This is a genomic window from Mucilaginibacter sp. 5C4 (assembly GCF_034345625.1).
Taxonomy (GTDB): Bacteria; Bacteroidota; Bacteroidia; order Sphingobacteriales; family Sphingobacteriaceae; genus Mucilaginibacter; species Mucilaginibacter aurantiaciroseus.
The window spans coordinates 3528071-3543357 of the sequence record NZ_CP133775.1; the positions used below are offsets into that span (position 1 = coordinate 3528071).

Annotated in this window: 11 protein-coding genes; all 11 read left to right on the top strand. The window is 42.5% G+C overall.

Annotated features, from left to right (window positions below; translation table 11 throughout):
* The first annotated feature begins 29 nt into the window (after nt 1-29).
* The 11 genes from RHM67_RS16575 to RHM67_RS16625 all read left to right on the top strand — a co-directional run bounded on the left by RHM67_RS16575 (nt 30) and on the right by RHM67_RS16625 (nt 15284).
* Entirely contained in the window at nt 30-914 is an 885-nt protein-coding gene (locus RHM67_RS16575; RefSeq protein ID WP_322228068.1) for a type II CAAX endopeptidase family protein, read from the top strand.
* 33 nt (nt 915-947) lie between these two features.
* The gene (locus RHM67_RS16580; protein ID WP_322228070.1) at nt 948-1364 is read left to right on the top strand and encodes a GNAT family N-acetyltransferase; all 417 of its coding nucleotides are present in this window, start codon (nt 948-950) and stop codon (nt 1362-1364) included.
* A 216-nt stretch (nt 1365-1580) separates the two neighbouring features.
* Nucleotides 1581-2696, top strand: coding sequence for a M42 family metallopeptidase (locus RHM67_RS16585; protein ID WP_322228071.1), 1116 nt, complete (start codon nt 1581-1583; stop codon nt 2694-2696).
* 67 nt (nt 2697-2763) lie between these two features.
* The gene (locus RHM67_RS16590; RefSeq protein WP_322228073.1) at nt 2764-3666 is read left to right on the top strand and encodes a nucleotidyltransferase family protein; all 903 of its coding nucleotides are present in this window, start codon (nt 2764-2766) and stop codon (nt 3664-3666) included.
* Between the two features lie 171 nt (nt 3667-3837).
* Nucleotides 3838-6768 carry a M16 family metallopeptidase gene (locus tag RHM67_RS16595; protein ID WP_322228074.1) on the top strand — a complete coding sequence of 977 codons (2931 nt, stop codon included), beginning with the start codon at nt 3838-3840 and terminating at the stop codon, nt 6766-6768.
* A 590-nt stretch (nt 6769-7358) separates the two neighbouring features.
* Nucleotides 7359-7727, top strand: coding sequence for a response regulator (locus RHM67_RS16600; protein ID WP_322228076.1), 369 nt, complete (start codon nt 7359-7361; stop codon nt 7725-7727).
* Nucleotides 7728-7957: 230 nt separating this feature from the next.
* Nucleotides 7958-11122 carry a tetratricopeptide repeat protein gene (locus RHM67_RS16605; protein ID WP_322228077.1) on the top strand — a complete coding sequence of 1055 codons (3165 nt, stop codon included), beginning with the start codon at nt 7958-7960 and terminating at the stop codon, nt 11120-11122.
* A gap of 13 nt (nt 11123-11135) precedes the next feature.
* Nucleotides 11136-12977: a TonB-dependent receptor gene (locus RHM67_RS16610; protein WP_322228079.1), complete on the top strand. Its 1842-nt coding sequence runs from the start codon at nt 11136-11138 to the stop codon at nt 12975-12977.
* Nucleotides 12978-13015: 38 nt separating this feature from the next.
* Nucleotides 13016-14119, top strand: a complete 1104-nt coding sequence (locus RHM67_RS16615) for a hypothetical protein (protein WP_322228080.1) — start codon at nt 13016-13018, stop codon at nt 14117-14119.
* Between the two features lie 50 nt (nt 14120-14169).
* Nucleotides 14170-14886 carry a MotA/TolQ/ExbB proton channel family protein gene (locus RHM67_RS16620; RefSeq protein WP_322228081.1) on the top strand — a complete coding sequence of 239 codons (717 nt, stop codon included), beginning with the start codon at nt 14170-14172 and terminating at the stop codon, nt 14884-14886.
* Nucleotides 14883-15284: a biopolymer transporter ExbD gene (locus RHM67_RS16625; RefSeq protein WP_322228082.1), complete on the top strand. Its 402-nt coding sequence runs from the start codon at nt 14883-14885 to the stop codon at nt 15282-15284. Before RHM67_RS16620 ends, RHM67_RS16625 begins: the two co-directional genes overlap by 4 nt.
* Nucleotides 15285-15287 lie beyond the last annotated feature (3 nt).

Below are 15287 nucleotides of genomic sequence, written 5' to 3' on the forward strand. Positions count from 1 at the left end.
CCTTTATCTTGATATCTATACCAGTTTTAATGAACGCACTTCATCACCCTGTTACAAATTATTTGATCCAAAAAACGGGTATCAAATTTAAACCTAAAACATTATTAATGTTTGCGTTGATGGCAGCGTTTGCATGGACAATAAATCTATTTGGCCAGGTAACCTTTCCCTCTAACAATTTGATCCCTTTCCTAATACGTTCCTTAATAGCGTGTGCTGCGTTAGTTATTGTGTTGTTTACTAATGTTCGTTTACTTAAAGCAAATCAACTTCCTGCATCTTCTTTGGGATTAGAGTTTTCTGTAAAATCATCTATTGGTTTTCTATTAGGCATATCTATAGGGATTATAGCAATGGTTATAATGAGCACTTTAATGTATCTTTTTGTTCCCTATCATTTCACAAAAGGGCCAATGAGTGTTGCCGAAGTTTTTAAGACCAGTTTTTCATTTTTAATAGGAAACACTATCGAAGAACTCATATTTCGCGGTCTCCCATTGATTGTTTTAAGCCAAACCATTGGGTGGCGAAAGGCTGCATTTGTTATGGCCCTGCCCTTTGGGCTATTCCATCTCCCAGGCACCGAATCGGTTTCGTGGGGTTTAAATATTGTAACCACAACGGCCTTTTACTCAATGGTGTTTAGCTTCGCGTTTATTTTAACCGGTTCGCTTTGGGCAGCGATAAGCACACATGTTATCAGTAATGTTATACTGCATTTGCTTTTGGGGTTAGATGGTGCAAATAATGCGTTGTTTGTTCCTGTTTTTGATGCTAAATGGCCAACAGATTATAATTTAGGCTTAGTATTGTATGTCACCACCTCAATTGCTGTGGCTTTTTATCTTTATATCCGTATTAGCAAAAGAGCAAAACTATTACATGGGCAACCAACAGCCCACATTCCAAATTAAAAAACCTTTTACCTTTTACTTTTCAATTCCAAAATGCTTTCCATCGAACAAATAACCCCTCACCTCACATGGCGCCTGCGCAGGGACGTATTGTACCCCGGCGAGTACATGCATAACATGGAAATGGAGGAGGATAACCAAGGTTACCATTTTGGGGCGTTTGAAGATAATAAGCTAATGGGCGTGGTATCGCTGTTTAAGCATGCCGATGATTGGCAGTTCCGCAAACTGGCTGTTGTTGCTGATGGACAAGGTAAAGGCATCGGCACACAAATAATTGCTTGTGTAACCGGGTTTGTGGAGCGCGAGCATGGTACAAGGCTTTGGTGTAATGCGAGGCTATTTGCGACAGGATTTTATGAGAAACTGGGCTACATAAAGGTTGGAGAAGAATTTCATAAGAATGGTGTCGACTACATCATCATGGAGAAAAGCCTGCATATAAAATAAAAAAAGTCAGCTCGCCTTGCGCAAACTGACCTCGTGTGACTTTAACTAATTAACTGATCTTTTATTACGCCGCAAAGGTGCGGTTACAGTATAAAGTGAATGTTAAATAATAAACAAGCTTTATAACTGTTTAAAAGACATTTCTTCGTTATCACAATTGCTTTATTATATTTGCCTTGTGCTATTCTATTAAATAGCTTATAAACACTCCTGTACATGGCAAAAAAGAAACCTGAGGCCGAGCAAAAACCGGCTATAGTAACTGAAACATCTTTAGCGTTTTTCGAAAAATATATCAATAACCCTTCGCCTACCGGCTTTGAATACAAAGGCCAGGAACTTTGGTTGGAGTACCTAAAACCCTACATCGACGACCATTTTGTAGATAATTACGGCACCGCGGTTGGTGTTATTAACCCACAGGCCGAATACAAGGTAGTTATTGAGGCACATGCCGATGAGATTTCGTGGTTTGTAAATTATATTACTAACGATGGTTTGATTTACGTTATCCGCAACGGCGGCAGCGATCACCAAATCGCGCCATCAAAACGTGTAAACATCCATACCGATAATGGTATTGTTAAGGCCGTGTTCGGTTGGCCTGCTATCCACACCCGCTTAGGCGGCGAAAAGGAAGAAGCACCAACACTAAAAAACATTTTCCTTGACTGCGGTTGCGTTACCAAAGACGAAGTTGAAGCCCTTGGCATCCACGTAGGTTGTGTAATTACTTACGAAGATGAGTTTATGGTCCTTAACAACCGTTACTACGTTGGCCGCGCTTTAGACAACCGTGCAGGCGGTTTTATGATTGCCGAGGTTGCCCGTTTATTGAAAGAGAACAACGTTACCCTTCCATTCGGTTTATATATTGTAAACGCCGTACAGGAAGAAATTGGCCTGCGTGGTGCCGAAATGATAGCCCACCGCATTAAACCAAATGTTGCCATTGTTACCGATGTTACACATGATACCGGTACCCCAATGATCAATAAAATTACCCAGGGCGATCTGGCTTGTGGTAAAGGCCCGGTTATTTCATACGCCCCTGCGGTACAAAACAACTTGAATAAATTACTAATAGAATCGGCACAAAAAGCAGGTATCCCGTTCCAGCGCCAGGCGTCGAGTAGGTCGACAGGTACCGATACCGACGCGTTTGCGTACTCTAACGATGGTGTACCATCAGCACTGATCTCGTTACCGCTGCGTTACATGCACACCACGGTAGAGATGATCCACAAAGAGGACGTTGATAACGTGATCCGTTTGATCTATGAATCGTTATTGAACATCCAGAACGGGCAAGATTTTAGGTACATCAAATAATTTAAAACATTTATACACTATTAGCATTGTGTATTACACGCACACCTATATCCTATTTTAAGAAAGAATGAAACCAACACTATTGATTTTGGCCGCAGGTATGGCCAGCCGCTACGGCAGCATGAAACAAGTTGACGGCTTTGGCCCTAACGGCGAAACCATCATCGACTATTCTATTTACGATGCTATTAAAGCAGGTTTTGGAAAAGTTAGCTTCATTATCCGCGAGGAATTTGCAGAACCGTTTAAAGCTATATTTGATCCTAAATTAGCAGGACGTATTGAAACCGATTACGTTTTTCAGAGCTTTGACCTGGAGCCATTCGGCATCAGCGAAAAAATTGAGCGCGCTAAACCATGGGGTACTGCCCATGCGGTTTTAGCTGCCCGCAACCAGATAAATGAGCCGTTTTGTGTGATCAACGCTGATGATTATTACGGTTACGATGCTTTTGAAAAAATGGCGAAGTTCCTTACTACCGAAGTAGATGATAACAAATACGCTATTATTGGTTACCAGATAGATAAAACCTTATCAGACCATGGTACCGTGTCTCGTGGTGTTTGTGCGGTTGACGATAACGGTAACATGACCGAAGTAACCGAGCGTACCGAAGTATATTTTAAAGAAGACGGCACAGTAGCATACAAAGATGCTACAGGCGAACATGGTTTAGCTAATGATACGCGTGTATCTATGAACTTCTGGGGCTTTACCCCGGCTGTGTTTGGACAGAGCGAGGAATTGTTCAGGAAATTTGTTGAGGCAAATAAAACCAACCCTAAATCAGAGTTCTTTATCCCGTTGGTGGCCGATGAACTGATCAAAAGCGGTACAGCATCATTCAAAGTTATCCCAACTGCTACCAAATGGTTTGGCGTAACTTATAAAGAAGATAAACCTATCGTTCAAAACTCGATCTCCCAATTGGTTAACAATGGTACTTACCCAAGCAACCTTTGGAGCTAAGTACTCGCTAATAATTTTGAAAGCCCCCGTTGTAATGGGGGCTTTTTTGTTTTAGGCAGACTTACCAATCTGTAACTTTCTTATTACAAAGCACCGATTGATTTATTTTAAATCTTCCACCTAAGTAAATAGTTAAGTCGCTTGTTTATATTTATATACTTAACTATTAACATGAAACTAAAAATATTACTTCTACTACTGGTAGGCGGTTATGCGGGCCGAATATCGGCGCAGACCACCAACCTCTGGAAAACAGCCACTTCCGGGAGTTACACCTACAAATATGTAACCGGCGACCCAACCAACTCGCGGTTTTACACACTTAAGAACGGCTTAACTGTAATACTTAGTCCCACTGATAAGCAACCACGTATCCAGGCATACATCGCTGTAAAGGCGGGCAGCAAAACAGACCCGGCCGACCATACCGGCCTTGCCCACTACCTGGAACACATGATGTTTAAGGGTACCGACAAATTCGGTTCGCTAAACTGGGCAAAAGAAAAACCACTGCTTGGCCAGATAGACGAACTTTACGAGCAATACAACTCTACCAAAGACGAGGCAAAACGTAAAGAGACCTACAAACAGATCGACAAAACATCGGGCGAGGCTGCGAAATTTGCCATTGCCAACGAGTATGATAAAATGATGGCAGCCATGGGCGGCCAAAATAGTAACGCGTTTACTTCTTTTGAGCAAACCGTTTACACCGAGGATATCCCAAGCTCATCTATAGATAAATTCCTGGCTATGCAGGGCGAACGTTTCCGTGCGCCGGTTCTTCGTATCTTCCATACCGAGTTAGAGGCCGTTTACGAAGAGAAGAACCGCGGAATTGACAGCGACCCAAGTAAAGTGCAGGAAGCCATGTTTGAGGCATTGTTCCCTAATAATAACTACGGTAAACAAACTACCATCGGTACAATCGAGCATTTGAAAAACCCATCATTAAAAGCTATCCGCAAGTATTATTACAATTACTACGTACCCAACAACATGGGTATTATCCTGTCGGGAGATTTTAATCCTGATGTGATGATCAAAAAAGTGGCGCAAAACTTTGGGTATATGAAAACCAAGGCTACCCCGCCATATACCTTCGCGCCGGAAGTGCCAATTACCGCGCCTGTTCAGCGCGACGTTTACGGCCCTAACCCCGAGAACCTGACCATTGCATACCGTTTCCCCGGCGCCAGCACACGTGATGCACGTTTGTTGAGCCTGATGGGTTCATTATTGACCAACGGTAAGGCAGGCCTGTTCGACCTTGACCTGACCAAGAAACAAAAACTACTTAGCGCTTTTGCATCAGCCAATACTTTAAAAGATTACAGCGTACTTGTGCTACGCGGCACACCTGTTAAAGGGCAATCGCTTGATGATGTGAAAGCTTTGATGTTGAGCGAGATTGACAAGTTACGTAAAGGTGAGTTTTCTGACGACCTGATCCAGTCTATCGTTAATAACTACAAAAAGGGCAAAATTGAGCAGGACGAAAGCTATAACCAACGCGCAAGCAACCTAATGGATGATTTTACATCGGGTGTTGACTGGCGTACGGATGTGGCTTCGATAGCCGAGCTTTCTAAAGTAACAAAGGCGCAGATCGTGGCCTTCGCTAATAAATACTTAAAGGCCAACAATTTTGTAATTGTTTACAAACATCAGGGTGCCCATAAAAACATCATGAAGGTTGATAAACCAACCATTACACCTGTTGAGGTGAACGCGGGCGAGCAATCTGCTTACGTTAAAACTATTAACGCTATGCCGGCCAACCCGGTACAACCCGTATGGTTGGATTTTAATAAGGATATACAGCGTGCTAAAGCAGGCCCCGTTGATGTATTATCAGTACAAAATAAAACCAACGCCCTTTTCCGCTTGTACTACCGTTACGATATGGGCAGCTGGAACAACAAAATGTTGCCAATTGCTGCGCAGTACCTGCAATTTTTGAGTACTGATAAACTAAGCGCAGAGGACATTAGCAAGGCATTCTACAAACTAGCATCAAGCTTTAACTTTAGCGCCAGTAACGAAAACTCTACCATCAGCATAAATGGGTTGCAGGAAAACTTTGGCGCATCTGTTACCTTGTTTGAGAACCTACTGGCAAACTGCAAAGCAGATGATAAAGCACTTGTCGGGTTAAAGGCCCGCCTGAAAAGATCAAGAGAAAACCTTAAACTAAACAAAGGCGCTATTATGCAGGGGCTGGTAAACTACGCCCAATACGGCGCGCAAAACCCGTTCAACAACGTACTTAGCGACGAGGAAATTGAGAACCTTAAAGCCGAAGACCTGGTTGCCATACTACATGGTTTGGTTAATTATAAACACACCATATTATACTATGGCCCGCAAACCGCGGTACAGGCAGGCGCAACATTAGCTAAGCTGCATAAAACACCGGCAACCTTCCAGGCATACCCTGCCATGAAAAAATTCGCGCGTGTTAAGGCTGATAAAAATACCGTGCTGTTTGGCAACTTTGACATGGTACAGGCCGAAATACAATGGGTACGCAACGAGGATGCTTACAATGTAGATAAAGCCCCAACCATTGAATTGTTTAACAATTATTTTGGATCTGGTATCAGCTCTATCGTGTTCCAGAACATTCGCGAATCAAAGGCACTGGCCTACTCTACTTACGCGTTTTATATAGAATCGCAGAAGAAGAATGATGATAACACTTTTGCAGGCTACGTAGGCACACAGAGCGACAAGATGAACGATGCGATCGCAGCCATGAACAAGTTATTAAACAAAATGCCTGAATCTGCAGAAGGGTTTAAATCGGCTAAGGAGAACATCCGTAAATCAATTGAGACCGAACGCATTACCCAGGATGGTATCATTTTTACTTACCTGGCGGCACAACGCAAAGGTTTAAATTATGATGCGCGTAAAGCAACTTTTGAAAAAGTGAACAACATCAGCTTTGCTGACATGAGTACTTTCCATGATACCGAATTAAAAGGCAAACCATATACCTACTGTATCGTAGCATCAGACAAACGCGTTACTGATGACGACCTTAAAAAATACGGCGAGCTAACCAAGCCTGATATGAAACAAATCTTCGGATATTAATTATCAATGCATAAATACGGGTTGAAATTGTCTTTTCAACCCGTATTTTTAACTACAAAGAACGTTTCATAATTTTATTCTAAATCTCATTTATTTTACATTAACTTAATGTCGAATTAAAATCGTTTTGTAACAATTTATGCAGTACATCAATAATGAACAAATTGGATAAAGTTAAAAAAAGCATTTTTTTTAACTTTACAACCTTGATAAGGTTAAACAACTATTGACTCATTGCAATGGTTAATGCGCACCCCGGCGTATTAATATTTAACACTAAGCAAACCAAACCCTAACATTCAACGTAGTTACAACACTACTATAATAGTAGAAACAATTTGAGCCATAAACCTAAACCATCCAGCACACATTGCCCAAAATGCGGCAATCTATTTCATCACCAGTTGCACAGAAGCTGGTTAGTGAAAAATATTTTATTCTTTCTCCCGGTCAAAAAATACTTTTGCGCCAATTGTAAAAAAGCCAGATACATCATTAAAAAGTAGACTAATTTCACATTAATTTTATTTTGGTATAAGTATTGCTTCGTAACAAATTATAAAACATTGAGATACTAAGAATATAATAAAATGAGAAGGATTTTAGCTGTGGATGACGATCACGATATACTGGAAGCACTAAAATTCATCCTTGAAGATTCGGGCTATAAAGTAGACACTCTGTCTGATGGACATAAGTTACTGGACACTATACAGGAAAAACACCCCGACTTGATCTTGCTTGATATTATGCTTGGCAATATGGATGGCCGGGAATTATGCAAACTTATTAAACAGCAAATTAAAACTCAAAAAATCCCGGTTATCATGATTTCTGCCAGCCACAATGTAGGCGCTACCTTAAACCACGAGAATGGCCCTAACGATTTTGTAGCAAAACCATTTGATATTAATGTACTCCTAAACTCTATTAAGAAGCAATTGTCCACAGCGGCTTAAAACTTTCCCAATACAATATTTTTGCAGCCAAATGATACCAACATTTGGCTTTTTCTTTTGACAAAACCTTTTAAAAGCACCATTAAACCCCACTATTTAAAGTTTTCCACAGCTATACCACAGATAAGAGTGCATCGTTTTAAAAAAAGCGATTATCCACATTTGTTAATTACTAATGTGGATTGCATTTTTGCGTTTAGCTAATTTAGCACCCATCATTATTGCGCTTTATGATCAAACTTAGATACATCACCTTTATTGCACCGGTGCTTTTGGCCCTACCAACACTGGCGCAGCAAAACCCATCATTCCACACTAACCGCATTTATCAGAATGCGAACAACCTGTTGGCAATGGGTAAATATGCTGCCGCTGCAGAGCAATATCGCCTGGTTGAACAAATCCGCTTAAAAACCGGCCAGCAATCAAAATTCGAGTCGGAACTGTCTTTGCTTAAAGAGAATTCGCAATATTACGAAGCCCTTTGCGCGCTTGAATTGGGTAATGATGATACCGAAAGCATGTTTGCCCGCTTTATAAAGGAGCACCCGGAAAACCCGCTCACCAAGCAGGCGTACTTCCAGGTTGGTAAATCGTACATTAAACAGGGTAAGTATAACGAGGCTTTGATTTGGTTCAACAAAGTGGATGCAGTTGATTTAACCGGTTCGCAAAATACTGAATACAAATTCCGCAAGGGTTACGCCTACTTTGTAACTAACGATTATAAGAACGCGCAATTATTATTCGCCGATGTGAAAAACAAACGCTCGCCGTTTACCGATGATGCTACCTATTACTTCGCCTACATCGCGTACTTGAATAAAGATTACCACTTAGCACTGCTCAACTTCGAGAAACTTAAAAACTCTAAAAAATACGAGAACAGCTACCCTTATTACATCACTGCCGTTTACTTTTTAGATAAGCGTTACGATGATGTGATCAACTACGCTATCCCGATCATCAACAGCACCAAGCAACAAAATGAAACTGAAATGCTGCGCATTATTGGTGCATCGTATTTTGCCAAGGGAAATTACGACAAGTCGGTGGAATATTACAGCCGCTTTGAAGAACAGGACCAGGGCCGTACCCAAAACACGCAGGATAGCTACCAGATAGGTTACGCTTACTATAAAGTAGGCAACTACGGCAAAGCCGCTACCGTGTTAGAAAAACTGGTAGCCCAAAATGATAATTACAGCCAAAGTGGTAGTTATACCCTGGGCGATGTGTTTCTGAAAATGAACAACAAGCAAAGTGCCCGTAACGCATTCCGTACCGCATCAAGACTAACTTACGACAAACAGTTACAGGAAGACGCTTTGTACCAATACGCCAAACTTTCTTACGAGCTCGATTTTAATAACGAGGCGCTGATAGCCACCCGTGCATATCTGAAGAATTACCCGCGATCTACCCGTAACGATGAGGTGAAGATCTTGTTGGGCGAAGCTTTGCTTAACTCAAAAAACTACAAGGAAGCTGTTGAGATACTGGAGCCCATTCCCAATAAATCTGAAAGCGCGCAGATAGCTTACCAGAAGGTAACCTACTATCGTGGTTTAGAGTTTTACAACGAACGCGCGTTTGAAAACGCTATAGGCATTTTCCTACGCTCTTTACGCAACCCGGTTGATACTAAGGTGCAAGCGTTAACCCTTTACTGGATGGCCGAATCGATGTATGAGGTGAGGAAATACACCGAGTCGGTTGAAAACTTTGAGGAGTTTTTAGCGATGCCGGAATCTAAACAGACCGACGTAGCCAACTTTGCCAATTATGCCCTTGCATACGCCGCATTTTACGATGAGCAATACAAAAAAGCCGCTACTTACTTTGAGAAGTTTTTGCGTGGAGATGTAAAAGACCAGGCTACCGAGAACGATGCCATCAGCCGTTTGGGTGATAGTTACTTTGCGCTAAAAAGCTATGGCAACGCCTTAGAAAATTACGACCGTATTATTGGCCGCCACAGCCAGGGACAGGAATATGCCTTGTTCCAGCGTGGTATTATACAGGGTTTACAGAACAACCCGGATGCTAAGATCAGCACGCTGAACAGCCTGCTAAACCAGTTCCCAAATTCGGATTACGCGGATGATGCATCTTTCGAGATCGCTTACGCTTACTTCCTGAAAAACGATGGCGACCGTGCCAAGGCCGACCTGAACGCCATGATAGCCAAATATCCACGTAGCAGTTATATACCGCGTGCTTACACCACCATCGGTTTAATTGATTACAATGCCGGCAGGGACGACGAAGCAACCAACTCGTTCAAAAAGGTGGTATCAGATTACTCATCATCTGACGAGGCTAAGCAGGCCTTAAAACAAGTTGAAAAGATATATACCGATAAAGGTGACGCATCGTCGTTCTTAAACTACGCCAACTCTACTGCAATAGGTAACTACACCACTGCCGAGCAGGAAAGCATTTTATACACCGCTGCAAACAACCTTTACTTAAAAGGCGACTGGCAGGGAACGGTTAATGCCGTTGGCGCCTACTTTGATAAATTCCCCACCAAACAGATCTACGAGAAACAATCAAGGTTCATCCGTGCGCAAAGTTTGGTTAAACTGAATAAAGGAGATGATGCTGTTGTAGACTACAACGTGATCCTGAACGACTGGACAAGTGCTTACAGCGAGAAATCATTGATTAGCATGGCTAAGTTGTACATGGCGCAAAAGAAATACAACGATGCCATTGTATTCCTGAAAAGGCTGGAAACCAATTCAGAATATAAAGCTGATTATAGCTTCGCGGTGAACAACCTGTTGTTGAGCTACTCGCAAATAAACATGCCGGATGATGTATTGAAATACGCCAAACTGGTACGCGATAACGAAAAATCATCACAAGAAGATAAATTCAAAACAGGCCTTTACGCCGGTAAAGCTTACCTGCAAAGAGGCGATACCACAGCGGCTATTAAAGAGTTGAACTACACCGTTACCAACACCAAAACCATCGCAGCAGCAGAAGCCAAATATAATATTGCCAATGTAGAATACCTGCAAGGCAAGTACAAGGCATCACAAAAAACCTGTTTCGACTTGGTGAAGGATCTGCCAAACTACGATTACTGGGTGGCAAAAACATACATATTGTTATCAGACAATTACGCCGGTTTGAAAGACGCCTTCCAGGCCAAAGCTACGCTGCAAAGTGTTATTGATAACTATAAAGGCGATGATGATATTTTAACCATAGCCCGCCAGAAACTGGGCGTGCTTGAACCATCTAAAGCTAAACAGGAAGCACCGGTAGAAACCAAACCGGCAGGAACAGCACCTGTGGAAGCAAAACCAACAGAGACGGCACCTGCAACAACCACACCTGCCACTACAGAACCAACCAAACAGGAAAACAAAGAACAATAGAACAAGACAAGCAATGAACCAAAGACACACCATAGCACTGCTTACCTTATTAACGGTATTCTTCTTTGTCCCGGCCTCGGCACAAACAAAGAAACCCGCGGTGAAGAAACAACAGGCTAAGACTACCGCTAAGCCTGTATCCAAAGCTAAAACACCTGCTAAAAGCACCACCGTGCAAAAAGCGGGTGCCAAAAACCTTGGCGATGCGGCATCAAAAGTAGCGGCGGATACTACAAAAAAAGGCGGACAGAATAATCCGAATGATAATAACAGCAGCCTTGCCGAAGAGATTGTAGTAACCACATCATACAAACCGGTATTAGCCGAGGCGGTAAAAATCCGCCGTAACCCCGACCTGGAAGATAAAACTCCATACAAAGCGCCATTGAACTATGTGCCGTTAGACAAAAAACTATCACAAGATAACAACATCCGCCAGCTGGACGCCATGAAAAGGCCACAGGAACAAGATTCGATACAAACTAATAATTACGCAAAAGTGGGTATCGGTAGCATGAAAACTACCTTTGGCGAAGCTTACTTTGGCAACGGTAAAGACCAGGCACTACAGGTTGGCGGTTACCTGAAACACTTCGCGCAATCGGGCTCATCGCTTGATAAGCAGAACGACAGTCGCCAGGAGGTTGGCGTATTTGGCAAAAGCATTGGCGCAGAAAATACGCTGACCGGCCGCATCACTTACAAACGCCATCAAACCTATTTTTACGGGATAGACCAGGATAACCCACCGGTCGCTTTTGAACCCGCTAAACAGGTATTCAACACCATTGGTGCCGAAGGAGAAATAGCTAAAAACTTTAAAGACGTAGAGAACGCGTTTACTTATGCCGCCAAATTTAAAGGGTATGTATTTAACAATGCGTTCAGTGCCAAAGAAAGCAACGTGGTTATCAGTGGTTTTTTAAACAAAACCGTTAAACAATTTTACGCGGGCTTAAGTGCCTCGTTAGACCTTGGTTCACAAAAAGATGTGCTTTACTCTCAAAACAACAGCATTGTAAGGGCTAACCCATACATTAAGTTCCAGGGCGAAAATTATAAGATAGACGTGGGTGTGAACATTGCCAAAGAGTTTGGTTTTTCAGACCGTTTCTTCATCTTCCCTGCCGCAAAACTGGAGTTCCAGGTAGTGCCAAAGTATGTACGACTTTTTGCCGAAGCTAAAGGGGACGTAAACCGCGCATCTATTAAAGACCTAACCGATGTTAACCCTTTCCTGGGCGAAAATATCAATCTGGCTAATTCGGTAGATAAATTGGACATCACCGTAGGTTTAAAAGGAACACTCGCACCGGGCCTTGGCTTTAAAGCAGCCATCTACCGCAACAGCATTAAAAACCTGCCTTTGTTCGTCAACAACTTTGCAACAACCTTTAACAAATACCAGGTTATTTATGATAACGGCGACGCGCGCGTAAGCGGCTTTAACGGCGAACTTGATTTCAAAGCAAGCGAAGATGTAAACGTTTATGGCCGTGTTGAATTTAAAGATTACAAAATGGCAAGCGAAGCGCAACCATGGAACCTGCCTAAGTTTATCCTTACCGCGGGTACCAGCATCCACATTAATGATAAGGTTGACATCAATGGATCTTTGATGTTCCGCGGTAGCACGCAGGACCCATTATTGGTAACGGGCAGCACACCGGCAGCACCGCAATACACGCAAATAAATTCGTTTGCCGATATAAGCGGCGGCGCTACATATAAAATAAACAAACAGCTATCGGTATTTGTTCAGGCCAATAATATCTTGAATGCCAGCAGCAAAACATGGGTTTATTATCCAAATTACGGGTTTAATATATTCGGTGGTGTAGGCTATGCATTTTAAGCTTTTTGATGTTTTATAATTATCCTTACTTTTAGCGAATGGATGTAGGCAATTTTATAAGCGACCTGCTGGCGCAACATGGAGATGTAAGTGTGCCGGGTTTGGGCTGTTTTGCACATACCCGCATTAATGGCCATTATAATGAAAGGGAGGATAAAATATACCCGCCAACTTACAGCGTACAGTTTGACCCGCAATTTATAGAGGATGAAACGCTGGCACAATATATTGCCGATAGAAAGAACATTTCGCTGGCCTCATCAAAATACTTTACCGAAAAATTCATCAATAACATAAAACTACAGGCGCAGTATGAGGAAGTTGCCCTGGCCGATCTTGGCTGGTTTTATACCGAAGGCGATCAGCTTTACTTCCGCCCAAGCACAGGTAACAGTTCCGATCCTGAGTTTTTTGGTTACGAACCGTTAAGTCTTTATAAACTAGGGAACGCACCGGAACAAAGTGCGGCATTATATCCAACAAACCAGCCTGCCGAACAAACAACTTCTGTTGCCCCGGTTGCTGTGGCCGGTGAAGAAGAGCCGGCAGCAGAAGGCTATCGCTATGAAACTGATGAAGAGCACGAAGCTTACCTGGTTAAACTGACCCGTAAAAAACGCCGTAACTCCACCATATTGTTTATTACGCTGGCTATAGTATTTACCGGGATAGCAGTTTATTTAGTTAACCGGTACGATTCTACCATATTTAACCGGGAAGCGCCAAAACCAAAATCTACCAAAACGGCGGAAGTGATACACGCCAAAGTTGATACGCTTGCACCGGTTGACACTACTAAAAAGACTGTAAAGGCTGATAGCATAGTTTCAAATATTAAACCACCTGTAAAAGATACGATCACCAAAAGCGCGCCGATTGTAGACAATAAAATTACAGGGCCACGTTATGAGATTATAGTTGGCGCATTTAGCACGATAGCTAAAGCTGACATAGAAATAGCCAACTACGAAAAAATGGGCTTTACAGCACACATTGCCGAAGGCGTGCCGGGTAAAAAGCAAAATATATCGCTTGGCACTTACAGGCTAAAAGGCGATGCGGCATCCGCATTAGATAAAATATTAAATACCGGTAAAATTAAGCCTTCGCAGGTTTATATATTACCGATAGACGTTAGATAATTATCCCCACTACAGGGTCTACATTTTACATTAAGAATTAAACAAAAACTATGATGTTATTATTGCAGGTTGCAGCAGATACCACCGCAAAACTGATTGATACCGCGCATACGGCCGCAACCCAACAACTGGCAAAAATCCCCGAAGAAGAATTGCGCTTTGGCGACTTGTTGATAAAAGGTGGTTGGGTAATGGTACCTATCGGGATACTGGCTATACTGGGCCTTGTTATATTCTTCGAGCGTTTCTTTACCATCCGCAAGGCATCAAAAGACGAATCGCATTTAATGAGCCAGGTACGCAGCAGCATCCACTCCGGCGATCTGCAATCGGCTATTGCTATTTGCCGTAATAGTAATTCACCTTTGGGCCGTATGCTTCAAAAAGGCTTATTACGTATCGGCCGCCCGATTAAAGATATTGAAGGCGCTATCGAAAACATAGGTAAGCTGGAGGTATCCAAACTGGAGAAAAACATCGGTATCATCGGCATAGTAGCCGGTATAGCGCCCATGTTTGGTTTCCTGGGTACTATAGCGGGTGTAATCAAGATCTTTTATGATATTTCTAAAACCGATAACATCAGCATGGGTGTTATTTCGGGAGGTTTATACGTAAAAATGGTTACATCGGCAGCAGGTTTGTTTGTGGGTATCATCGCCTACATCTGTTACCACATTTTAAATATGATGGTTGATAAGGTGATCCTGAAACTGGAAACTGACGCCATCGAATTTATTGACCTGTTAGAGGAGCCAAGCAAATGAATTTAAGAAAAAGACATAAAGGTGCATCGGCAGAGGTACATACTTCAGCCATGAACGATATCATGTTCTTCCTGCTTTTGTTCTTCCTGATCGCGTCTACGGTAACCAACCCCAACGTGGTAAAGCTGATGCTGCCAAAATCATCAAGCGGGCAATCGGTATCCAAAAAAACTATCAACGTATCTATCGATAAGAATTTGGTTTACACCATCGATAAAAAGCAGGTACCGGTAGATCAGATACAGCCTACCCTGCAAAGCTACAAAAGCCTTGCAACGGAGTTGACCATAGTACTTTATGTAGACCGCACCGTGGCTATACAGGATGTGGTGCAGGTGATGGATATAGCACAAAAACTAAACATAAAAATGGTACTGGCAACAGAACCGAAGGGATAGACA

Bases quoted from the DNA above. Each gene is read 5' to 3' on its own strand.
- RHM67_RS16590 (WP_322228073.1), top strand. From the start codon at position 2,764: ATGAAACCAACACTATTGATTTTGGCCGCAGGTATGGCCAGCCGCTAC.
- RHM67_RS16610 (WP_322228079.1), top strand. From the start codon at position 11,136: ATGAACCAAAGACACACCATAGCACTGCTTACCTTATTAACGGTATTC.
- RHM67_RS16580 (WP_322228070.1), top strand. From the start codon at position 948: ATGCTTTCCATCGAACAAATAACCCCTCACCTCACATGGCGCCTGCGC.
- RHM67_RS16575 (WP_322228068.1), top strand. From the start codon at position 30: ATGAACGCACTTCATCACCCTGTTACAAATTATTTGATCCAAAAAACG.
- RHM67_RS16615 (WP_322228080.1), top strand. From the start codon at position 13,016: ATGGATGTAGGCAATTTTATAAGCGACCTGCTGGCGCAACATGGAGAT.
- RHM67_RS16625 (WP_322228082.1), top strand. From the start codon at position 14,883: ATGAATTTAAGAAAAAGACATAAAGGTGCATCGGCAGAGGTACATACT.
- RHM67_RS16595 (WP_322228074.1), top strand. From the start codon at position 3,838: ATGAAACTAAAAATATTACTTCTACTACTGGTAGGCGGTTATGCGGGC.
- RHM67_RS16585 (WP_322228071.1), top strand. From the start codon at position 1,581: ATGGCAAAAAAGAAACCTGAGGCCGAGCAAAAACCGGCTATAGTAACT.
- RHM67_RS16620 (WP_322228081.1), top strand. From the start codon at position 14,170: ATGATGTTATTATTGCAGGTTGCAGCAGATACCACCGCAAAACTGATT.
- RHM67_RS16605 (WP_322228077.1), top strand. From the start codon at position 7,958: ATGATCAAACTTAGATACATCACCTTTATTGCACCGGTGCTTTTGGCC.
- RHM67_RS16600 (WP_322228076.1), top strand. From the start codon at position 7,359: ATGAGAAGGATTTTAGCTGTGGATGACGATCACGATATACTGGAAGCA.